Origin of the sequence: Aliidiomarina shirensis, assembly GCF_003987345.1 — a bacterium.
Lineage (GTDB): Bacteria > Pseudomonadota > Gammaproteobacteria > Enterobacterales > Alteromonadaceae > Aliidiomarina > Aliidiomarina shirensis.
In genome coordinates, this window is record NZ_PIPP01000007.1 from 86665 (window position 1) to 109375 (window position 22711).

Below are 22711 nucleotides of genomic sequence, written 5' to 3' on the forward strand. Positions count from 1 at the left end.
TGCTTCGTTAGTTCAGTATGGAGTTCATATGAAAATCCCAGCCTGGCGAAGAGCAGTGATCAAAGTCGGCAGTGCTCTAATCGCGCCAGATGGTAACGGATGCAGTTCAAAATATCTTCTCGCCATCGCTCGCTTCATTAATGAATGTCGTGAGCGCGGACAAGAAATTGTCTTGGTGTCATCAGGATCCGTTGCAGCAGGCCGACATCATTTTAAAGTTGAAAGTACACAAGTTCCGGTTGTTCTAAAAAAAGCCATGGCGGCTGTAGGGCAAACCCAAGTTATGGAAAGCTGGTCACGCTTTTTTGATTTCCCCTGTGCCCAAGTACTCATGACTCACGACGATCTCCGTGATCGCGAACGCTATATAAGCATTCGTAACACCGTAAACGCACTTCTCGAAAACGGCATCATGCCAATAGCAAACGAGAACGATGCGCTAGCTACCGATGATTTGAAAGTAGGTGACAACGATAACCTAGCAGCTATGGTTGCTACTGTGGTCGATGCCGATGCACTGTTTATTTGTTCCGATATCGATGGATTATTCGATAAAGATCCGAATAAAAATAAGGATGCCACCCTACTGCCGGTAGTTGAAGAAATTGATCAGAGTATTTATGCCCTGGCCGGGGGTTCTGCAAGTGCCGTAGGCACAGGCGGAATGCGTACTAAGGTAGAGGCTGCTGAAAAAGCAACCGCCCACGGCATAGACACTTACATATTAAACGGGCGCAAGGGTAGTAAATTCGAAGTTCTGCTTCGCAACGAAAACCCGGGCACGTTATTTAAAGCAAGAGAAAACCCGCTAAGTAATAAAAAGCACTGGTTACGCCACACGCTTATTGCACAAGGCGAAATCCTAGTTGACTCAGGCGCTGTTGAAGCTATTCGTAACGAGAGCGAGTCATTACTTACATCGGGTATCGTTGGCATTGAAGGTAACTTTGATCGCGGCGATGCAGTGCTCATTCGGAGCGCAGAAAACATGGAAACGATCGCCAAAGGTATTTGCCGCTATAGCTCCCATGAATTAATTCATATTAAAGGGCAATCAGGCAGTGCCATCGCTGAAGCATACGGGTACAGCCCGATCAGCGAAGTCATTCATCGCGACGATTTAATGTTATGGAGAAAAAATGACTAACCAAATTAGTAATAGCGAATTAGCTACTGAAATTTCGAAACGTGCGGCTAAAGCCGCGCGTTCTATTGCAACTTTATCTACCGAAGATAAAAATGCAGCCCTACAACGTATGGCCGATGCTATTCGAGCGCATCAAGAAAAAATATTGTTGGCGAACGCCGAAGATTTACGTGCGGGTGAAGAGAAAGGCTTAGATGATGCCATGATGGATCGTTTAGCACTTGATGGCGATCGCATTGAAGATATGGCAAAAGCCATTGAAGAAATCATTGCCTTACCTGATCCTGTGGGTGAGAGCTATCTTCTAGAAGAGCGCCCAAATGGCATGCGTATCGATAAAATGCGCATTCCGCTTGGCGTTATTTGCATGATTTATGAAGCACGTCCAAATGTAACCGCCGATGCCGGCGCCCTCTGCTTCAAATCAGGAAATGCCGTGATTTTACGTTGTGGCCGGGAAGCGATCGGCACCAGTAAAGTAATTGCCGAAGCTATGCATAGCGCAATAGAAGCTAGTGGCTTACCGAAAGATGTGGTTACTGTAGTGCCAACACCAGATCGTGATTTGATGGCTGAGCTGTTAAAGCAAAGCGATTACATTGATTTAGTGATTCCGCGCGGTGGTGAAGGCCTCATTCACTATGTAAGCGATAACAGCAAAATTCCAGTAATTCAACATTACAAAGGCGTATGCCATCTGTATGTTGATAAAGATGCGGATCTCGATAAAGCCTTAGCATTATTGCTAAACGGTAAAACTCAACGTACAGGCGTATGTAATGCTCTTGAAGGCTTGTTAGTTCACAGTGAAGTAGCTGATAAGTTCTTGCCAATGGCTGCAACAGCACTAGCGGAAAAGAACGTTAAAATTCACGCATGTTCAGGTTCGCTAGAATATTTCGAAGGCGCTGAGCATATCGCCGATGATGCTTTCGGTGAAGAATATTTGGCGCTCGAAATTGCGGTTCGGAAAGTCAATGATTACAACCACGCAGTTGAGCATTTACATCAGTTTTCAAGCGGTCACACCGATGTGATCTGCACTGAAAACGAGCAAACCGCACGTAAATTCATTGGTGATATCGATTCGGCAGTAACTATGTGGAACACTTCATCACGGTTCTCTGATGGCGGCCAGCTAGGTTTAGGTGCGGAAATAGGTATCTCTACCTCGAAACTCCATGCGTATGGACCAATGGGCTTACAATCGCTAACTACCGAGAAGTTTGTAGTTACCGGTAATGGGCAAGTTCGCCCTTAAAGTTTAATTCGTTTCGCAAACGGTGCGTTTCATAAGCGCTGCCTAGTGTTAAAAAGGCTTCTAGAAATAGAAGTTTCAATAAAATACCAGCGCAGCCTTGACACCTAACCGCAAAACGAGTTTAATACCCGCCGCATTGAGGTGTTGCTACACCGAAATCACAATGCGCGGTTTGCCCGGATAGCTCAGTCGGTAGAGCAGAGGATTGAAAATCCTCGTGTCGGTGGTTCGATTCCGCCTCCGGGCACCATTATTCAGCAAGTACTTTGAACAAGTAATTTGCAATAAAAAGGCCAGCTTTTAAGCTGGCCTTTTTATTTTCGCTTTATGCTTTCACTCGATAAGTGTGCGGCTAAAGTAAACTTGCTGCCAGCCTCGATCTTCAAAATAACGCTTCCGTTCCACATACTGGTAAGTTGCACCGTTCTCTACACGCTGCCAACGCTCTTCTTGCTCATTAGGTTTGTCGTTGCCACTCTCGGAGTCATAAGCCGCGCTTCTCTGAGTATGCACACTCGCAAGGCGCCGGTACTTAAGCTCCATTCGAGTATCAGGTGTCAGGCCATTCGCGAGAAACTCTGTATAACGTTCACTAGAGATTGCACCTATTGTTCTTAACTCGTGCAATGAACCCGCTTTAGAATATAGCTCTACCATTTTATCTTCGTTGGTAGTTCCATCTGAACTAAAAGCCGCAGCGTTCCCAGTAAGCATAAGAAAAGTTGCGCTTATTAATACTGAAGCATATTTACTCATAAAAATATCCTTATTTATTGATATCGCACATATAACTTAATATAGGTTCGCTAATCAGTCCATTTTTTATACTTCATTCCGTTATTTACCTGGTTATTCAAGCATTCATTCACCTAAGCTGCCGCCCGGTACATACCAATGGTAAACAACGACTGCGAAACGGCCAGCCTTTACCGCCGGATCTGCGTGAGCAATTTCTTCTGCTTCTTCTAGAGATGATGCCCGCAGCAAGGTTAATCCCGCAATTCCCTCTTTAGCTTCGGCGAAGCCCCCGGCAGATAATGCAATACCGTCTTTTTGTAAGCCCAATTGATATTGAATGTGCTCAAACATTAAAGCCCGCAAACCTTCAGAACCTTGCAGCTCCGCAAAATTCGGGCCTTCTTTCACCAATACAACATAGTAGCTATCCCACTCTGTGGGGAGCTCGATAGGTTTCTGATCTTCAGCCTTGCCAGCTATTGAAAACGAAATTAACGCAAACACTAGGAATATTTTGATAAGTTGATTGTTCATCGTTTTAATTCTCTAATTGTTGTTTACTTATATTCTATTAATCACTCGAAGATATTATTTTTTCTTGCCAGAGCTGAATTGGATTACCTTCCGGATCTGCTAAACGCGCAAACCAGCCATTCGGATACTCGGTTGGATCAACTTCAACTTCAATACCAGATTCGCGTAACTGCGCCACCATTGCGTCTAAATCTGCTACTCGAAAGTTAAGCATCCATTGTTGTTCAGAAGCACCAAAATAAGATGTGGTATCACGAAACACACCAAACACCGTGTTACCACCTTCCTGCTTCCAAGGTTCTTCTTCATAAGTAGTAGGCGTTTTAGTAACCCCTAAATGCTCCTCATACCACTGCGCTAATGCCGCAGGATCTTCGGCTTTAAAGAAGAAACCTCCAAATCCGAGTACCCGCTGCTTTTCCTCGGCGTGCAACGGTGCACCAAGAACTAAAATAAATGCTACAACCAGCAAAATCATCTTATTTTTCACGATAACCTCTTTGTTTATCAAAACTGTTCCAATTAAATAAATATCAGACCATGACTTTATTGTTCAAGAAAAGTTCCTCTTTGAAAAATAAATAATAATTATGGAACCAAGCAAATAAAATAAATTCTTACACTAGGAAAACAAAACCATTTTATTAATGAAAGGAAATCATTATGAACACCCTAAAGCTTATGGCCGTTGTTAGTGCAGCGCTTTTTACGAGCACTACTTTAGCCTCTGATTTTACATACGATTATGTGGGCCTGAACTATATCAAAGATGATCCTGGCAATGATAATAGATTAAATTCAGATGCCTTTAGTTTGGAATTTAGCAAATTAATCACTGAGAACATATATTTTAAAGCTGAGTATGCTCGCTATTCCAGTTCATTCGAGATGAATTCAGATAACTCATTCTATAACACAAATGCCGATGTCGATAAATTTGACTTAGGTGCCGGATATCGTCACGAAGTACGGTCAAATATTGATTGGTTCATTGAAGGCGCGCTAACTTATACCGAACATCGAGTTACGCTAAATTCGAGCGATGCGGGAAGCGGCACATTCAAAAGGGATCACAACGGTTTTTATGCATCCACCGGTTTAAATATCAAACTTTCACCACGCATAGAGAGCCGAGTGATCTTAAGCCACGTTGACGACGGCGAGGAATCATCGTATATCGAATATGGTATCGAAGGAAGGTTCCAGTTAAGCAAGAGGCTACAAGCTACGGCAGGATTTATTACCTCTTCTCGGGGCGACCGCTATCGAAAAACTGAACACTATCAAATCGGATTAAATTACACATTCTAAAATCTTACTGGCTCGAGGTTGGATTCATCATTCAGCCTCGAGCCAATTCTCTAAACCCAACGGCGAACTTGTTGCATGTAATCTGCATACGGCTTGCCAAAATTATCTAACAAAATTCGTTCTTCTGGGATAATTTGAAAACGCGTTAAAAACCACAAATAAACCGGTAGCATAATAAAGGCAGCGAAGTTACCTAACCACAGCGCAAAGCCAAGCAACAAAAAGAAGAAACCAAGATACATTGGATTCCGGGTAAACCGGTAAACACCGCTTTGTACCACTGAAGCACTCTCTTTCGGTTGCATGGGATTAACCGTTGTTTTATGTTTTCGAAACTCTAGAACACCGAGCATCGGTAGCAAAATACCAACCCCAACACTTAGCCACAAAAGTAGCGCCGGGGTTACAAAATGCCACCCCAACTCTAACCAACTGCCAAATATCCAGCTTAACAGCCACATATCAGCGGCAATGATCACTACCAAAATTAGAGGTGGAATTTTTAACTCTAAGCTATTCATCTTGTTGTCCTTCCGCGCACTAATCTGCGCTACCATCATGCGGATTCCAAACTACTTCCCATAAGTGGCCATCCGGGTCTTGAAATACGCCGCCGTAACCACCCCAACCAAAGCTTTTAGCGGGCCTTACAATAGTGGCGCCTGCCGCAGTAACCTGCTGGATAATATCGTCTACCGCGGCTCGATCGGCAACATTATGTGCCAACATGAAACCGGCAGAATCAGGTTGGCCGAGCGTTACCCCACACTCTTCACTAATACTTTTACGGGGCCACAATGCGAGCTTTAATCCGGGCTGAAAATCAAAAAACACCACCGCGCCATTATTAATTTCTTCGCCAAGAATACCTTTGGTGGATAAGCCTAGGCCATCACGATAAAACGCTAATGAGCGTTCTAAGCTATCAACTCCGAGCGTGATATAACTTATTGAATTGGAGAATTTAGCCATGGGTATCCTCTATTTTGCGAACGATCGCTTGCGCCCATAATTTATAACCGATAGGCCCAGGGTGAAAACCATCACTGGCGATTGTGTTTTCACTCATTGGAAAACTTACATCGAGCACCTCACAGCCATGGTTTACCGCCGCTACTGTATCTAACTCACGGGTAAGCATACGAGCCCGTTGCCCAACAAACCACCGCAGCGGTTGTGGTAACGCGGGGAATAGATGCATAGGCGGTAACGCAGTAAGAAGGATCTGCGAAGCATGAAACTTCTCCTGCAGCAATTGTACAATCGCTTGCTGGCTGCGGCGAAATTGCGCTGTGGATACATTTCCAGTTACGTCATTAACGCCAAGTGAAGTAATTACCACATCAAACTGTTGCGCCGGTTGCAAATGTAATTTCGTTAGGGCTACCGCGCTGTTATCACCGTTTTTAGCCCACAACTGCCATTCAATGTGTCGTAATGGAAAACGTCGTTGCAATGCCGCTACAACTTGTCCAGAAAGCGCTTCATGCTGAGCAGCAACACCGACACCGGCAGCAGCAGAATCACCAAAAATTAGTACGCGCAGCGCTGGCTTTTCACCACAAATAACACCACTGCGTTCACCTGTGGGTTCCGGTAAACGCGGTGTATTCACCCGCACACGCTTGCCTTGCATAAGCAATATGGGGGCAAGCACGATTTTGCTAAGGGTTATGAGCATAATTGCCTTTAAAAAATGTTGCTGACGTTAAAGCGCTGTTTACTAGTAAACCACAGAATATTCAGAATTAATGCTAACTTTGGAAAATGTATAAAATTCGTTAAAGATATCTGATAAGTTTACTGCTATTCGATAGCTTTTACATGGTGTAACAGATGAATTCTTCCGCGGCGAAATCATATCAAGCCGATACCTTAATCATTGGTGGTGGTTTAGCAGGCATAGTAAGTGCCCTTGAACTCCTTGATCTGGGAAAATCCGTGATTCTCATTGATGCTGGGCCAGAGTCTAAATTTGGTGGCCAAGCGAATGATGCGTTTGGCGGTATGCTGCTTATTAACACCAAAGAACAAAAAAAGAATGGAATCGAAGATTCACCCGAGTTATTGCTTGCTGATTGGGTTCGCGCCGCTGAATTCAATTCAGAGGATGTTTGGGGTCAGCGTTGGGCCAAAGAATACGCGTATTCTTGCAAAACTGATGTGTATGATTGGCTACAGCAACACGGCATTCGGTTCTTCCCGGCGGTGCAATGGGTCGAGCGCGGAAATACCGGAAATGGTAACGCTTTACCACGCTATCATATCGCATGGGGATGCGGCCGAGGGGTAGTGCAAACCTTGATAGCTAAGTTACGTTCTCATAAACATGGTAATAAGCTTCAAATTTGCTATCAGCATAGAGTGAATAGCTTAATTCGCGATCCGCAAACGGGTACTATTCAAGGCTGCGTAGGCACAATCAATGCTGGTGCCGCACCTGTTGATTTTGAAGTGTTCGCGCCGGCTACCATTGTATGTAGTGGCGGTATTAACGGTAATATTGATCGTGTTCGCGAACATTGGGATTCGGTTTACGGCCCGTTCCCCGAGAACATACTAAATGGCGTTTCACCCGCAGCTGATGGTGCTTTGCATGATGAGGTTCAAAATGTAGGTGGCCAAGTGGTTAATCTCGGACAAATGTGGAACTATGCAGCTGGCATCGCCCACCCGAAGCCGCAATTTTCACGCCATGGATTAAGCTTAATTCCACCAAGATCGGCGCTTTGGCTCAATGCAAAAGGCGAACGTATGGGCCCTGCCCCTATGGTTACCGGCTTTGATACCCATGATCTTTGCAAACGTACTGGCCATGCACCGGGGCAATATACTTGGCAAATAATGAATTGGAAAATAGCGGCGAAAGAAATGGCCGTTTCTGGCACCGATGAAAACCCATTCTTCCGCGATAAAAAATTCTTAAAGCTCATCTGGCAAACCTTGCGTGGTAATCACGCATTAGTGGATTGGATGGTTAAGGAGTGTGAAGATGTTGTATGCGCTGATACCTTACCTGAACTTGCAGAAAAAATGCGGGCACTCGCTAACGATGATTACTTGGATACAGAAAAAATGGTTCATGATATTACCAATTACGATAATGGTATTCGCCGTGGACAAAGTTTATGGAATGATGATCAGCTCAGAAAGATTCAACAATTACGGCAATGGCGCAGTGATAAATTAAGAACATGTAAGTTTCAGCCGATAGTAGATAAGAAAGCTGGCCCCCTGATTGCTATTCGAGAACGCATTATCAGCCGAAAAAGTATGGGTGGTATGTTAACCAACCTTGATTCAGCAGTGCTAGATTTGCAGGGGAATCCGATTCCTGGCCTTTATGCTGCTGGTGAGGCTGCAGGCTTTGGTGGTGGCGGTATCAGTGGTATTCGCTCACTTGAAGGCACTTTTCTATCGAATTGTATTTTGAATGGCCGCCGCGCAGCACAAGCGATAGCGCGGAAAGAGGAAATAAAATGAACAAATCAGGTGCAGCATTAGCACGTTACGCGCTCGAGCAACTCGGCGTAAAACATACGTTCGGTATTCCGGGCGTGCATAATACAGAACTATACGATGAGCTTAATGCCTCGGATAGTATTCAACCCGTGTTAGTTGGACATGAGGGCGCAGGCGCCTTTATGGCCGATGCAGTAAGCCGTATGGGTGAGAGTATAGGTACTATGGTAATCGTGCCCGCTGCTGGCGTTACTCATGCAGCCAGCGGTATTGGTGAAGCTGGGCTTGATGGCATTCCCATGCTCGTAATCTCCGGTGGTATCCATACTGAGAGTGGACATAAATATCAATTGCACGATATGGATCAACACACCCTCCTTTCGCCGATTACCAAAGCAACATTTCGTATTGAATCTCACGCGCAAGTAATTCCTACGATTTACGAAGCGTATCGTATTGCTACTTCTGGCGAACCAGGGCCGGTATTCGTTGAGCTACCGTATAATATTGGTAACTTTTTGGGTGAAGTAGAAGGTATGCAAGCATTTGATGCTGATACCGCGGCTCAACAAGTGGATAAAACACTGTTAAAACAAGCGGCTGAAATGCTAGCAAAGGCTAAAAACCCGGGCTTGTTTGTGGGTTGGGGAGCCCTTGGTGCCAGTGCTCAGTTAATTGAGCTAGCCGAGCACTTAGGTGCTCCGGTATGCACCACATTGCAAGGATTGAGCGTATTTCCGGGTAACCATCCGCTCCACACAGGTATGGGGTTTGGCGAATATGCAGTGCCTGCAGCCACTCATGCATTTGCCGATTGTGATTGCTTGTTAGCCATCGGCGTTCGTTTCGCTGAAATCCCAACGGGTAGCTACAGTATGCCAGTGCCCGAAAATTTAATTCATCTGGATATCAACCCTGAAGTATTTAGCGCTAATTTCCCGGCAAAGATTGCTGTTACAGGTGATTCCGCGCGCTCGGTTCCCTTGCTATTAGAGTACTTGAAAGAAAAAACTGAACCGCGTGATAACGCTTCGGTGGCGAAAACAATTAAAGAATGGAAGCATAAATACAACGAGGAATGGCTGGCTCACAAGAGCGGTGATCGCGTGAATCCTGCGGTATTTTTTAATGCATTACGTTCTGAACTAAACGACGATGCCGTACTCGTTGCCGATGATGGCAACCATACTTTTTTGATGGCAGAACTAATGCCAATTCACGGCCCTCGAAAATTTATTTCCCCAAGCGATTTCAATGCTATGGGTTATTGCATTCCGGGTGTTATTGGCGCCAAACTGGCAAAACCTGACACCCAAGTGGTTGGTGTTGTTGGTGATGGCGCACTGCGCATGACAGGGCTAGAAATGGCAACCGCGAGTGAGTTGAATTTGGGCGTACCCGTTTTTGTATTTAACGATGGTGAACTTTCTCAGATTTCCCAAGCTCAGCAAATCCCATACAATCGAAAAACATGTACTGTGCTAAAACCATTGAATATAAAAGCGCTTGCTGAAGCCACTCACTGCACCTTCATTTCGATTAGTAATAACGAAGAATGTGCCAAAAAAGTAGCACAAGCTATACGAGCCTCGGAAAATGGTGAAACGGTTTTAGTGGATGTTCGCATCGATTACTCGAAACGTACGCGATTTACCAGCGGCGTAGTAAAAAGCACCTTAAAACGTTTTTCTTCACGAGATAAAATGCGGGTGATAAGCCGCGCATTACTACGAAAAATAACAGGCTAAATTTTAGCCTGCTGACAAAATAAAAGCCGATTGCTTCAAAACAATCGGCTTTTAAATGTGTTACTTAGTGGCTATCGAGGAATCAATCGGCGTACTTAAGAGTTCGCATAACGTTCTGCCGCCAACGCAAGCCTGCGTGCAGCCTCAGCGCGCAGTTCTTTCGGCGCCAAAACCTCAACAAGCTCCGCATACGAAAGCAGCCACCAACGAATTTGCCAGGAATCTTTAACATTTGCGATTAACACCGCGCCATCTTCATCTTCCCGAATTTCTTGCTCGTCACTAATCGGGCTTTCAGTTAACGAACGAACTACCTCATCGGAGAATAAACGAACTTTCAACACAATATCTTTGCCAGAATCAAATTGTGAAGCACTTGCATCTAGGTAATTTTGTAATGAAAAACCATCAGGTGATGTTGCTTTAATATCTGTTGGTTTCGCTTTTTCAATTCTTTGCAACGCAAATAAACGAGGCTGATCATAAGGTTCAGACGAGGCAACTAAATAGGTAACTGCAGCACGTTGTACTAATCCAAGCGGATGTAAACGTAAATCACTTATCTCTTGTTTACGCAAGGATTGGTATTTCACTTCCAGTACATTTTCGTGCAGTAATGCATTTTGCACTGTTTCCAACACCTGCGGCTTAATTGCGGGAGGCTGTTGAACTAGATTTACCGGTACGTGCGCTACTTTTTCGGTCCAGCACGATAGCTTTTGCGGGCTTTTTAATCCATTAAGTGTTTTCTTTGCCTGGCGAAAACGGGGTTGCACTGAATCCATAACAGATTTTGGAATCAATGGTTTCATGATTTGCTCGATAAGCGATAGCGACAATGCTTCTGCTACCGAGAGGCCCGGCATATCGATGCTCGCATCTTTCGCCCAATACCAACCATAAGGTTTCCCTTTGGCATTACAGATAATAGGAAATAAGCGTCTCAACTCCGAAAGATCGCGCTCAACTGTACGTTTGCTTACTTCGAAACCTTCGCTAACAAGTGCTCGCTCTAAGTCACGTGAAGTTACTCCCGGACTCCGATTTGGTAGCAATTTTAACAGCTCCCACTGTCTAGTGATGGTCATTCGAGCGCTGTTGGTAGTCATGCAAACTCCTTTTTGTTTCGACATTCCTGAACTAACTTTACCGACAGAATAGCTAATGAGCAACAAAGATATATAGCAAGTGGATAGAATATTTTAGTTGCTTTTCTAGATTCCATAGATCTTGCGACAACCCGTGTCGCATCTAGGTTTTAACAGAATTTTACAAGAAGAAAATACAGGCGAAGTGCAGGCAAGAGAGGAAACGCTAATCCAAAAAATTAGCGCACAGAATTATGCCAGTGTTGCTGAAAGTTGCTCTCGAATCCAAATCATTCTCGGATCATTATGATAGCGTTCATGCCAATATAAATAGAACCGTACCGAGTTTGCTTTTAACGGCGCAGGCAACGGCCGGATGCATAACTTTCGGCCCTGTGCAATGCGCTCTGCTAACCGCTCAGGCAAGGTGAAAATAAGATCGCTATCTTCGAGAAAATCTGCAACTGAAGTGAATCCGGATAAGCGTAGTGCTACTTTTCGTTGCAAGCCGTGTTGCGCTAGAACTTGCTCCATGGATCCTGGGCCTCGGCCAGTAATCGATACCAATCCATGAGGTGTATTTGCATATTCTTCGGCCGTCATTGAGCCATGAGCCAGAGCATGATTTTCCGCCATCAAACACACAACTTTCATTTCCTGTAACGTTTTTCTGTGCAAACTGTGTTCGGCGCTCATCGGTGCCAAGCCACTCAAACTAAAATGAACATCATCGCGTTCAAGCATTGGAAAGCTATCGTGCTCTTGGCGCACCACTTCAAAGCGCATTGATGGTGCAATCTTGCGCAATCGTTTAATCAGCACTGGGAAATACAAACCAATTTCCATATCCAACCCGGTTAAACGAATTAAGCTATCATCAGTGCTCGGGTCAAAGCTTGGTGGTTCGATAACACGCTCAATATCACGCAATGCAATATCAAGTTCTCCGCGCAATAGAACCGCGCGAGAACTAAGGGTAAACCCAGACGCAGTGCGAATAAGTATTGGATCGTTTAATGTTTCCCGTAGCCGCCCAAGTGCCCGGCTCACCGCAGGTTGGCTCATGTTTAGCCGCTCTGCTGCACGCGATACGTGTTGCTCTGCGAGCAACACATCTAGAACCACCAACAAATTCAAATCTATATTTCTAAGTTTCAAGCTTCTCATTATGCACCTTGCGCATATCTTTTATTTAGATCATGCATTTGATGAATACATTTAACTAGGCTAACCTTTCCAAATTGAAAAAACAAAACAAAAACATATTAATCAGCAAGAATAGCAGTTTGCAAAATACTCGTTGCAGGAATCGGACATGGCATTTACCAAAAAGATCAGAAATAGCAAAACGCAATACAGCTGGCCAAGTATCGTCATGCATTGGTTGGTAGCACTAACCGTTTTGGCTATGTACCCGCTCGGGCTGTATATCGTTTCTTTGGGTTATTACGATCCTGGTTATCGGATTTACCCAAATATTCATCGCAGTATTGGTCTTTTACTGGCCGTGTTGGTGGCTCTGCGGCTTACTTGGAAGTTTTTTAACCCATCACCACGGATGCTAGCGCAAAAGCCGATTGAACGCTTTGCAGCTCACGCTGGCCACATAGCGCTTTATATCTTGCTGTTCGTTGTATTCAGCAGCGGCTACTTAATCTCTACAGCTGATGGCCGCGGCATAGCAGTATTCGATTGGTTCACGGTGCCAGCTATTCAAGCACTCGCGAACCGACAAGAGGATTTTTGGGGTACGATTCACTTTTATGCCGCAACAACGATGATGGTGTTAACGGCTATTCATATTCTTGCCGCACTGAAGCACCATTTTATAAATAAAGATGCCACACTGAAACGAATGGCCGGGGTAGTTGATAAGAATACCAACAGTTAGCGCTTAATCTCGAAAATGAAAACAAAGTAAAGGTTACAAATAAATCTATTATTAATCTCTTAAAGGAGAATGACTATGAAATTGTTTAATCTTAAAAATATCGCACTTGCTTCGGTAATCGCGGGGGCTAGCGCCTTAAGTGCTTCTGCAATTGCTGCGGATTACGTTATTGATACGGAAGGTGCGCATGCATCCATTAATTTTAAAATCGACCACTTAGGTGTTAGCTATGTTGTAGGTCGTTTTAATGATTTCTCTGGCACTTTCACTTATGATGAAGCAGATCCAAGCAAAAACAAAGTTGAAGTTACCGTGAACACTGCATCGGTTGATTCTAACCACGCTGAGCGTGATCGCCATGTACGTAGCAGTGATTTCCTTGATGTTGAAAAATATAATCAAGCGAAGTTTGTGAGCACTAGCTACGCCGACCACGGCGATGGCAAGGGCGCAGTAACCGGAAACTTAACCTTGTTCGGAGAAACCCGCGAAATCACGATTGATGTTGAAAAACATGGTGAAGGTGAAGATCCTTGGGGTGGATACCGCGCTGGCTTCACTGGCACAGTAGCACTCAACATCTCTGATTTCGGAATGGAATTTAATCTAGGTCCGGCAGCACAAACTGTATACATGGACTTAGTAGTAGAAGGCGTACGCCAGTAAATTTGCTAGGAAACTAATGAATATACGTTTCGTAACAGCCGCTGATATTCCAGCGTTAACGGCGCTGGAATATCAACATTATGAGGCCGAGGGATACCCCTCGGCTTTTCTATTCCAAGCCTATCGGCAATGGCCCCAGATGTTTTGGGTAGCGCATGCCAACAACGAAACATGTGGCTATGTTCTAGCCGCACCGGGAACAGCCAGTAACGAAGCTTGGATAATGTCGGCGCTCATCAACGTCAATTACCAAGGTCAAGGCGTTGGTTCGAGGTTAATGGCAGAAGCCGTTAAGGCGTTAGCTACTCAAGGTTTTACGCTTATTAAACTCAGCGTTGCACCGGAAAACACCCGCGCTCTCAAGCTATACGAGAAACTCGGCTTTGTGGTTGTTGAACAGAAAGACAACTACCTTGGTATGGGCGAGCATCGGCTTATTATGTGCCACGAGGTGAACTTTAAGGCTTGCTCAAACAATACATAGCCACGTAACATAAACACTCAATTTTCAGCTTTGCGAGTTTTCATGGAAACTATTTGGCAGCAACGACGTTCGGGTGCAGCACCTGCACGGCCCGGTGATTTACGAAACCCTTGGCAGCGAGATCGCGCTCGAATTCTTCACTCCGCAGCATTTCGCCGGTTGCAATCAAAAACGCAAATCATGAATATCGGCGAGAACGATTTTTATCGCACTCGCCTTACCCATTCTTTAGAAGCTTCACAAATTGGTTCATCATTAATCAATCAGCTCGCACACGCCGGAACTGATGCCGTGCGTGCACTTTTACCTGATGAGAATTTGATGGAAGCGTTGTGTTTAGCCCATGATATTGGGCATCCACCATTTGGCCATGGTGGCGAAACGGCACTTAACTATAAAATGTTAGGTTCTGGTGGCTTTGAAGGGAACGGCCAAACATTCCGCATTGTGGGGCGGCTTGAAGCCTACCATCAAGATCACGGCATGGATCTTACTCGCCGCACGTTGTTGGGTTTATTAAAATACCCAGTGCTTACTCCGGAATCTCCTAAGCCTACAGAAGAACACCCGAAAAGCCTTTCTCAATGGAAGCCTACCAAAGCGGTATTCACCGCAGATGCCGATCTACTTGATTGGGTGTTAGAACCGTTGAGCAAAGCGGATCGCGAAATATTCCAAGCCGTGGATACTCTTGATAAAGCTCCGTGGCAACGTTCAAAGCATAAATCATTTGATGCCTCGCTTATGGAGCTAGCCGATGATATCGCCTATGGCGTTCACGATTTGGAAGATGCCGTAGTAACCGGAAACTTAAATCGCCAGCAGTGGGATGCTCACATTCCTGCGCTTCTGCAAAATCTAAACGTAGATCTACGCAACTTAATGCAGCAGCTCGAGCAAGAACTGTTTTCTGATACCCATCATCAACGAAAAAACGCAATTGGTGCGATGGTGAATATCTTTGTTACCGCTGTGCAGGTGAAAGAAGTATTACCAAACGCCGAAGAAACCTTAGTACGAATGAATGCCATTTTGCCGGACGATGAACGCGTGTTACTGGATGGTTTGAAAGCTGTAGTTTTTGAGCACGTGATTAATCAACCTGCAATTCAACAATTGCGCTACCGAAGCCAGAATATGTTACTTAATCTATTTTCCGCATTTCATGCGGAGCCGCAACGGTTGCTTCCACGCAATACTCGCGGCCGCTGGTTGCAAGCATATGAGCAAGATGGTCAAGTAGCTGCGGATCGGGTGCTATGCGATTACATTGCCGGCATGACGGACGATTACGCCGAGCACATGTATAAGCGTTTGTTTATTTAATACAACCGCACAAACAAAAACTCGCACTGCGATCTGGGAATAACATCAGATTGCAAGTGCGAGCTTATCTTAAACCACGTTCAAATTAATTATCGTAAACGCGTGGCAACTCCATCTAAGGTTTTACTAAGTTCGCTCATACGCTGGCGATCAAGGCCTTCGTATTCGCCCGCAGCTTCGTTAAAATCGGCTGCTAAAGCACTTAGGCGAGTAGCCAAACCACCATTCTTATTACCCGAATCGAGTGCTTGTTGAGCCTGATCCAATAAACTATTCATTTGGGTCATTTGCTCACTGCTCAATCTGTTATCACGCGCAAGTTGATCTTGATATGCACGCGCAACAACAGGCTCTTCTGGCCAGCTCAAGAATGCTTGAAGTTGAGGATTAAACGCTTCTCCTTTATCCACCAAAGCAGCCGCTGCTAGTTCATTTTCACTTAAGTATTCGCTTGGCAGCAATAAAAGGACATCAAGGCCACGCACAATTTCAGTGCCGTATACAGCTCCCCGATACCAATAAGCAGACCAATAGCCACCTGTTACTAAAGCTTCTTCATCAATTGGGCCACGATCAAAATAAGCTACTTCACGTGGATTCGCAGAATCGGTGAAATCGAACACAGAGATCCCTCCCTGATACCATGCCTGCACCATCACATCACGCCCGGGAATTGGTAATAATGAACCATTATGCGCTACACAGTTTTCCGTTTCTGTTTGTGGCGCCGGCATCTTGTAGTAGCTTTGGAACACTAATTTTTGATCGACGATATCGTAGATCGCATTTGCACCCCAAGTACGCGGGTCTGATGCCTTACAACGCGGACGAGTACCACCGCCCCATTCATCCGTGAAAATAACTTTACTACCATCGTTACTAAAGGTAGCTGAATGCCAATACGCAAAGCCCGGATCAACAACATCATCAATACGTACTGGGTTCACCGGATCAGAAATATCAAATAAAATACCATTGCCCGAACAAGCGCCAGCTGCAATCCCGGCTTCCGGATATACGGTAATATCATGGCAATGATTGGTTTCACTCGTTGTCTGCGTACCTGGACCGTGATCGCCCCGCTCCCACAAACCAGCAGGGTTACCAGTTTCCGTGTCAGCAAATACGGCTGGGCTATGAATGATGCGGGAATCCTCCGGTCTATCAATTGGAATCTCAATTACATCGATGCGGAATAGCGCTGTGCGCTCATCACGATATGGATTCTCGTTGAGGCAACCCTCCAGTTCCTCGTCTTCTCGTACAAAGCTTGTCGCCGAGTTATAAACAATAAGCCGATTCTCTTCATCAGGCCCGGAAACCACAGTATGCGTATGAGAACCACGGCAAGTTTGTACAGCACCCACCTGAACCGGCATCGTTAAATCGCTGATGTCAAAAATCCGTAACCCGCGAAAGCGTTCTTCACTAACCGATCCAGCAACACCTTTTAAACCACAATCTAAGCGTCCTTGGCCTTGCTCAACCGACATAATAAGCAAATCGCCTACCACTGATACGTCACCCTGACCACCGGGACAAACAACAGCACTGATGAGCTCTGGTTGTCCTTTATTCGCGATATCAAAAATCTTGAAACCATGGTAACTGCCGACTACTAACGTATCGCCCGAGAAAGCCATATCGGTATTGGCGAAATCCAGTAGCGCTGGCCGACCTTCAGTATCTTTGCTATCAGCTTCTTCGCCATCTTCAGTGTCTGAAGCTGCCTGAGCAAGTTCGCGCAAGCGGCTTTCCGGCAAACCAGCGGGGTTCTCTGAGTCATAGAATCCTACTGGCTTTGGCAATGCCGCCAGCAATTCCATATTCCAAATCGCTTCTCCAGCATCTCGAAAACCAGCCGCTAAACCTGCGCGAGGATCAGGCGAATAACCGGCTAGCATTAGTACCATGCGCTCAATTTCAGCTTTTTGGTCATTATTAATGTCATTAACAAATTCAAACATTTCTGGAACTTGCGCCGAGCCTCTTTGCTTAAGTAGATCGTCGACCATACTTAAAGCACCTTCATGGTGTTTGATCATGAGTTCAAGGAACATGCGGTCAAAATCCGGCCCAGTCGCTGCGGCAAGATCCGCCATTTGTTCTGGCGTTGCCATTCCTTTCATATCATGGTGGCCATGATGCCCATCGTGAGCGTGTTCGTCGTGCTGACGCCAATCCGTGTCAGGGACATTTTCACCACGTTCGTTCAGCCACTGACGCATAAACTCAATTTCATCTTGTTGAGTGCGCTCAATGCGATCTGCAAGTTCAATCATTTCATTGCTGCTGGTGCGCTCGGCAAGTAGTACCGTCATGTCGAGGGCTTGTTGATGATGCGGAAGCATACCCTGCATAAACTCAACATCAGCAGCTGAATACCGAGCACCAACAAGCTGTACTGCTTCCTCAGCACTGATTTGGCGGCTTGGCTGCCCAGGTTTACCGGGCTGAATTATGGGGACATCAGCGAGTGCAACTGAAAAGCAAGATGCTGCTGCAATTGCAAGTAGCAGCGGCGAAGGGCGTAGAAGACGACGGGCTTGAGACATAACTCTCTGATCCTTTGTAGAAAAAGCAAACAACCAATATACAGGTTACAAGTTCTACCACCAGAAAGCATGCGTTCAAGCGCCGAAAGATCAGGACGAACTCATGTATACGGAAAAAACGATAATTCCAAAATTTTAGAACAGGGCCACTTCTTCAGCGGTTAGTTCACGGAACTCACCCGATTTCAGATCGCCTAGCGCAAGTTCACCGATTTGCTCACGGTGTAGGCTTTCTACTTTATTCCCGATGGCCGCAAACATTCTGCGTACTTGGTGATAACGCCCTTCCGAAACCGTAACTAGGGCTTCGCGCTCAGAAATAATCTCTAATTCTGCCGGCTCTGTTAACTTTGGTTCATCATGTAATTTCAAACCACGTTTAAAAGATTCAATGTTCTTTTCTTCTAACGGATCTGCAACGAACGCCCGATACACTTTTTTACAACCGTGTTTTGGTGACGTAATACGGTGTGTCCATTTGCCATCATTGGTTACCAACAACAACCCTGAAGTATCTAAATCTAACCGGCCCACAGTGTGAAATTTATCTGGGTTGGGTAAATCCAAATAAGAAAACACGGTCATATGATGCGGGTCGTCGTTGGCGCAAATACAACCAACGGGCTTATGAAACATTAAATATGTAGGGCCGAGAAGCTGCAAATGCACGCCATTAAAACGCACTTCCGCACCGTCTGGAACGTGATTCGCGCCTTTCTTTTCCACCTCGCCCGCTACGGTAACTTCACCGCGGTGCAATGTACGGGTGGCTTCTTTTCGGCTCATGCCGGTTGTTTCTGATAAAAATCGATCTAATCGCATAGCGTTACAAACCAGTTTAGGTATTTCCGCGTATTCTACACTACCGTGAAACTAGATGTGATCTCTTCTCACGCAGCATATTCAAATAAACGGAGTTTTCATAGATGGCGCTTTGGTTAAACCTACAAGATATTCCGAAGGAAAAACGAAAAGCGTTTCGTGAAGTGCGTTTAATTCTTGGCGATCAACTCAATGCCAAGCATTCATGGTTTAACCGCAACGATAACGTGCTCTACGTTATGTTCGAAATGCAGCAAGAAACTAATTACGTGCGCCACCACAAACAAAAAGTGCTCGCCTTTTTTGCCGCCATGCGCGCATTCTCCAAAGCTCTAGCAACCCGTGCCGACGTTCTTTATTTGCAGCTTGATGGTGGAGAAAACCTACAATCACTCACTGAAAACCTCAACGTTATTTTTGAGCACTGTAAACCGAAGAAGTTTAGTTACCAAGAGCCTGATGAATATCGCTTAATGCAGCAACTTGAAACCTTAACGTTGCCCGATACTTTCGCTATCGAGTGCTGTTCTACCGAGCATTTCCTAATTTCTCGGCAAGCGGTAGATGATTATCTGCCCGCCAACAAAGCGCCTCTTATGGAAACGTTCTACCGCCGCGTACGCAAGGAAACGGGTTACTTAATGGCGGGTGATAAACCCACCGGTGGAAAATGGAACTATGACCACGATAACCGCAACAAATTACCCGATAAAGTTTCCGTACCTAAGCCGCTGCATTTTGCTAACGATGCAACCGATATTGCCACCATGTTGGATGCCGCCAAGATCAAAACCATGGGCTCAGCTACCCCCAAGCAACTTGATTGGCCGATTAGCCGGCAACAATCGTTGCAGCTACTAGAAGCCTTTATGCATGAACGTTTGCCCTATTTTGGCCAATACCAAGATGCCATGAGCCGGCGCTGTTATCTGCTTTTCCATTCTCGCCTTTCATTTAGTTTAAACACTAAAATGATCAGCCCCAAAGAGGTGGTGGAAGCTGCGTTATCGGCTTATGAAGAAAACCCAACGCTGATTTCACTGGCGCAAGTGGAAGGATTTATCCGGCAAATTATCGGTTGGCGTGAGTTTGTGCGCTTAATCTATTGGCGAGAAATGCCCAGCTATAAAACACTAAACCATTTTGAACACGAAAACCCGCTACCAGAATTCTACTGGAATGCCGATACGAAAATGAACTGCGTACAACACGCGGTATCGCAATCGTTAGAAACGGCTTACGCTCACCATATTCAACGTTTAATGATTACCGGTAATTTCGGTTTGCTGGCGGGTGTTCACCCTGATGCGATGGATGATTGGTATTTGGGTATTTATATCGATGCTATTGAGTGGGTGGAGCTTCCTAACACACGTGGCATGAGCCAATTCGCCGATGGCGGCCTACTTGCTACAAAGCCTTATATTTCTTCGGGTAACTATATCAATAAAATGAGTAGTTACTGCAAAGATTGCTACTACAAGGTATCGGCAAAAACAGGGCCACGTAGCTGCCCATTTAACAGTTTATATTGGCACTTTTTAGATAAGCACAAAGGTAAGTTGGCAAACAACCCACGGATGGGCATGATGTATCGGCAGTGGGAAAAGCAAGATACTGCTGCGCAAGAGGCTATACTTGCACAAGCGAAGCATTATTTGGCCAATATCGATTCACTTTAATGGTACATTTAAATGCGGTTTAAACAGCGCTAGACATTCATTGATAAAAGTTAGATGCTGATAGTTATTAATGGTCTTGAAGGAATACGCAGAAGGGTTCGCGCATGAAAAAGCTTCTTTTATTAATTATCGTAATTGTTGCCGCTGGTTGGGCATATATTCATTATTCCAGCCAACCCGATCCTGCCGTTAAGCCGATAGAAAACCTCGACGCTGAACGCTACATGGGCACTTGGTATTCAATTTTGCGCCTACCCCATCGGTTTGAAAAAGATTTGGATAACGTTACCGCTGAATATCGCTTGAACGAAGATGGCACCATTCACGTAACCAACAAAGGTTATAATCGCACCAGTGGAGAGTGGAAAACCGCTACCGCTACAGCAAAACCCGTGCCGGGTATGGAAGCAGGCTTTCGAGTTACCTTTTTCTGGCCGTTCAATGGCGGTTATTACGTGGCAGAATTGGGGAGTAATTACGAATACGCCGTAGTGGTGAGTGATAGCAAAGATTATTTCTGGCTGTTATCACGCTCGCCGCGCCCAAGCCAAGGCTTAATTGATGAAGTAACCGCACGCGCCTATGCGTGGGGCTACGACATCGACCAATTTTATCGCGTAAAACATGGCCCGGTTGACGAGTAAAACTGGGCAAGTTCCTAGTTATGAATCGCCGTTGAAGTAACCTTGGTTACCTCTGTCGTCCATAGCTTTGGTGATACGCCGTAAACCCAGCATGTAGGCGGCGGTGCGCAAATCAATATCTTCTTCCTCAGCAAGTTCAAAACAAGCATTGGCTTCATCGCCAATGCGCTTGTTCATGCGCTCTTGAACTTGTTCTGCGGTCCAGTAATCACCCGTTCGGTTCTGAATCCATTCGAAGTAACTCACAATCACACCGCCGGTGTTTACCAGAACATCAGGAAGAACCGGAATCTTACGGCTATTGAGTGATTTGTCTGCTTTGCTCGTTACTGGCCCATTTGCCAGCTCCAGAACCAACCCCGCTTGCACATCATCCGCATTATCCTCGGTGATTACATTCTCGAGCGCGGCGAGCGCCAAAATATCCACGTCTAATGCCAGAAGCTCCGCATTAGAGAGCTTTTCAACGCCTTTCTCTTCACCTACTGAAGATTCCGAATAAATAATCCCTTTAAGCTCGCGGGTTTTATTCTTGTGTTCCCAAATAGCATTAACATCTAAGCCTTTGTCGGAATACACAGCGCCTTTTGAATCAGATACTGCAACAACACGAAAGCCTAAACCTTGTGCCGCACAAGCAAAATGATAGCCCGCGTTGCCGAAGCCTTGCACAGCGATCGTTAAATCTTCCGGTTTCTTCTTCTGCTTTTCTACCCAAATTCTCAGAACTTCCAGAGCACCCTCACCCGTTGCGGCCACTCGACCAACTGAGCCGCCCAAGCCTAGGGGTTTGCCCGTAATAACGGCAGGCGTTTTTGCGCGCGCAATATCGGAATATTCATCGGCCATCCAGCCCATGATCGTCTCGTTGGTGTTTACATCGGGCGCCGGAATATCTAAATCCGGGCCGATTACATCAAACATGGCACGAATATAACCCCGGGAAAGGCGCTCGAGTTCCATTCGAGAGAGCTTTTTGGGATCAACACATACACCGCCCTTGGCGCCACCGTAAGGTAAATCAACTACAGCACACTTAATTGCCATCCAAAAACTAAGCGCAGTTACTTCATCTGCGTTCACATCGGGATGAAAACGAATACCCCCTTTCCCGGGGCCGCGTGTTAAATCGTACTGCACACGCCATGCAGGGAATATTTGCAATGAACCATCATCCATTCTTACCGGGATTGATGCTTCAATAACTTGTTGTGGCCGCGATAAGCGAGTTCGTGAATCGTCAGAAACATCAAGGCGATCATAAATATCTTCTAATCGCCCGCGCGCATCGTCTAAAACTTTCGGTGCTGCTTTTGTATCTGCCATTCATGCTTCTCCTTTCGCGTATTTCT

The 22711-nt window shown here is 45.5% G+C and carries 22 protein-coding genes and 1 tRNA gene; 12 read left to right on the forward strand and 11 right to left on the reverse strand.

What is annotated here, in order from left to right:
• Positions 1-28 precede the first annotated feature (28 nt).
• The 3 genes from proB (at position 29) to CWE13_RS12155 (ending at position 2658) form a co-directional block, all read left to right on the forward strand.
• Positions 29-1147, forward strand: a complete 1119-nt coding sequence (proB, locus tag CWE13_RS12145) for a glutamate 5-kinase (RefSeq protein ID WP_126809007.1) — start codon at positions 29-31, stop codon at positions 1145-1147.
• Positions 1140-2408, forward strand: a complete 1269-nt coding sequence (locus tag CWE13_RS12150) for a glutamate-5-semialdehyde dehydrogenase (RefSeq protein ID WP_126809010.1) — start codon at positions 1140-1142, stop codon at positions 2406-2408. Before proB ends, CWE13_RS12150 begins: the two co-directional genes overlap by 8 nt.
• A gap of 174 nt (positions 2409-2582) precedes the next feature.
• Positions 2583-2658, forward strand: a tRNA-Phe gene (locus CWE13_RS12155).
• A gap of 83 nt (positions 2659-2741) precedes the next feature.
• On the opposite strand, the gene CWE13_RS12160 is transcribed toward CWE13_RS12155, so the two are convergent.
• The 3 genes from CWE13_RS12160 to CWE13_RS12170 form a co-directional block, all read right to left on the reverse strand.
• Complete coding sequence (locus CWE13_RS12160) at positions 2742-3164, reverse strand: hypothetical protein (protein ID WP_126809012.1); 423 nt, start codon at positions 3162-3164, stop codon at positions 2742-2744.
• A 105-nt stretch (positions 3165-3269) separates the two neighbouring features.
• Positions 3270-3680, reverse strand: a complete 411-nt coding sequence (locus CWE13_RS12165) for a YciI family protein (protein WP_126809015.1) — start codon at positions 3678-3680, stop codon at positions 3270-3272.
• 37 nt (positions 3681-3717) lie between these two features.
• Complete coding sequence (locus tag CWE13_RS12170) at positions 3718-4170, reverse strand: VOC family protein (protein ID WP_241973693.1); 453 nt, start codon at positions 4168-4170, stop codon at positions 3718-3720.
• 173 nt (positions 4171-4343) lie between these two features.
• Between CWE13_RS12170 and CWE13_RS12175 the strand changes: the two genes are divergently transcribed.
• A complete protein-coding gene (locus CWE13_RS12175; RefSeq protein WP_126809017.1) occupies positions 4344-4991 on the forward strand; it encodes a hypothetical protein in 648 nt (215 codons plus the stop codon).
• A gap of 50 nt (positions 4992-5041) precedes the next feature.
• On the opposite strand, the gene CWE13_RS12180 is transcribed toward CWE13_RS12175, so the two are convergent.
• The 3 genes from CWE13_RS12180 to CWE13_RS12190 are packed head-to-tail and all read right to left on the reverse strand — an operon-like array spanning position 5042 to position 6672.
• The gene (locus CWE13_RS12180; protein WP_241973694.1) at positions 5042-5551 is read right to left on the reverse strand and encodes a methyltransferase family protein; all 510 of its coding nucleotides are present in this window, start codon (positions 5549-5551) and stop codon (positions 5042-5044) included.
• The gene (locus tag CWE13_RS12185) at positions 5532-5963 is read right to left on the reverse strand and encodes a VOC family protein (protein ID WP_126809019.1); all 432 of its coding nucleotides are present in this window, start codon (positions 5961-5963) and stop codon (positions 5532-5534) included. Before CWE13_RS12185 ends, CWE13_RS12180 begins: the two co-directional genes overlap by 20 nt.
• On the reverse strand, positions 5956-6672 hold the full coding sequence (locus CWE13_RS12190) for an SGNH/GDSL hydrolase family protein (RefSeq protein ID WP_126809021.1): 717 nt from the start codon (positions 6670-6672) through the stop codon (positions 5956-5958). Before CWE13_RS12190 ends, CWE13_RS12185 begins: the two co-directional genes overlap by 8 nt.
• Positions 6673-6827: 155 nt before the next feature.
• On the opposite strand from CWE13_RS12190, the gene CWE13_RS12195 reads away from it, so the two are divergent.
• Positions 6828-8474: an FAD-binding dehydrogenase gene (locus tag CWE13_RS12195; protein ID WP_126809023.1), complete on the forward strand. Its 1647-nt coding sequence runs from the start codon at positions 6828-6830 to the stop codon at positions 8472-8474.
• A complete protein-coding gene (locus CWE13_RS12200) occupies positions 8471-10201 on the forward strand; it encodes a thiamine pyrophosphate-binding protein (RefSeq protein WP_126809025.1) in 1731 nt (576 codons plus the stop codon). The genes CWE13_RS12195 and CWE13_RS12200 overlap by 4 nt, the downstream gene beginning before the upstream one ends.
• 95 nt (positions 10202-10296) lie before the next feature.
• Here CWE13_RS12200 and CWE13_RS12205 read toward each other — a convergent pair whose 3' ends face one another.
• Together CWE13_RS12205 and CWE13_RS12210 are read right to left on the reverse strand one after the other, a co-directional pair.
• Positions 10297-11310 (reverse strand): helix-turn-helix transcriptional regulator, encoded by a 1014-nt coding sequence (locus tag CWE13_RS12205; protein ID WP_157980968.1) that lies wholly within the window; start codon positions 11308-11310, stop codon positions 10297-10299.
• 231 nt (positions 11311-11541) lie between these two features.
• Positions 11542-12456: a LysR family transcriptional regulator gene (locus CWE13_RS12210; RefSeq protein WP_126809029.1), complete on the reverse strand. Its 915-nt coding sequence runs from the start codon at positions 12454-12456 to the stop codon at positions 11542-11544.
• Positions 12457-12604: 148 nt separating this feature from the next.
• Here CWE13_RS12210 and CWE13_RS12215 point away from each other — a divergent pair, with 148 nt between their 5' ends.
• The 4 genes from CWE13_RS12215 to CWE13_RS12230 all read left to right on the forward strand — a co-directional run bounded on the left by CWE13_RS12215 (position 12605) and on the right by CWE13_RS12230 (position 15656).
• Positions 12605-13180 carry a cytochrome b gene (locus CWE13_RS12215; RefSeq protein WP_126809032.1) on the forward strand — a complete coding sequence of 192 codons (576 nt, stop codon included), beginning with the start codon at positions 12605-12607 and terminating at the stop codon, positions 13178-13180.
• A 75-nt stretch (positions 13181-13255) separates the two neighbouring features.
• Positions 13256-13846 (forward strand): YceI family protein, encoded by a 591-nt coding sequence (locus tag CWE13_RS12220; protein WP_126809034.1) that lies wholly within the window; start codon positions 13256-13258, stop codon positions 13844-13846.
• A gap of 16 nt (positions 13847-13862) precedes the next feature.
• Positions 13863-14330: a GNAT family N-acetyltransferase gene (locus CWE13_RS12225; protein WP_126809037.1), complete on the forward strand. Its 468-nt coding sequence runs from the start codon at positions 13863-13865 to the stop codon at positions 14328-14330.
• A 42-nt stretch (positions 14331-14372) separates the two neighbouring features.
• The gene (locus CWE13_RS12230) at positions 14373-15656 is read left to right on the forward strand and encodes an anti-phage deoxyguanosine triphosphatase (RefSeq protein WP_126809039.1); all 1284 of its coding nucleotides are present in this window, start codon (positions 14373-14375) and stop codon (positions 15654-15656) included.
• A gap of 89 nt (positions 15657-15745) precedes the next feature.
• On the opposite strand, the gene CWE13_RS12235 is transcribed toward CWE13_RS12230, so the two are convergent.
• A complete protein-coding gene (locus CWE13_RS12235; RefSeq protein WP_126809041.1) occupies positions 15746-18211 on the reverse strand; it encodes a DUF305 domain-containing protein in 2466 nt (821 codons plus the stop codon).
• Between the two features lie 135 nt (positions 18212-18346).
• On the reverse strand, positions 18347-19033 hold the full coding sequence (locus CWE13_RS12240) for a pseudouridine synthase (RefSeq protein WP_126809043.1): 687 nt from the start codon (positions 19031-19033) through the stop codon (positions 18347-18349).
• A gap of 104 nt (positions 19034-19137) precedes the next feature.
• Here CWE13_RS12240 and CWE13_RS12245 point away from each other — a divergent pair, with 104 nt between their 5' ends.
• Both CWE13_RS12245 and CWE13_RS12250 read left to right on the forward strand, forming a co-directional pair.
• Complete coding sequence (locus tag CWE13_RS12245; RefSeq protein ID WP_126809046.1) at positions 19138-20715, forward strand: cryptochrome/photolyase family protein; 1578 nt, start codon at positions 19138-19140, stop codon at positions 20713-20715.
• Positions 20716-20819: 104 nt separating this feature from the next.
• A complete protein-coding gene (locus tag CWE13_RS12250) occupies positions 20820-21359 on the forward strand; it encodes a lipocalin family protein (RefSeq protein WP_126809047.1) in 540 nt (179 codons plus the stop codon).
• A gap of 18 nt (positions 21360-21377) precedes the next feature.
• On the opposite strand, the gene CWE13_RS12255 is transcribed toward CWE13_RS12250, so the two are convergent.
• On the reverse strand, positions 21378-22685 hold the full coding sequence (locus CWE13_RS12255; RefSeq protein WP_126809050.1) for a Glu/Leu/Phe/Val family dehydrogenase: 1308 nt from the start codon (positions 22683-22685) through the stop codon (positions 21378-21380).
• Between the last annotated feature and the right edge of the window lie 26 nt (positions 22686-22711).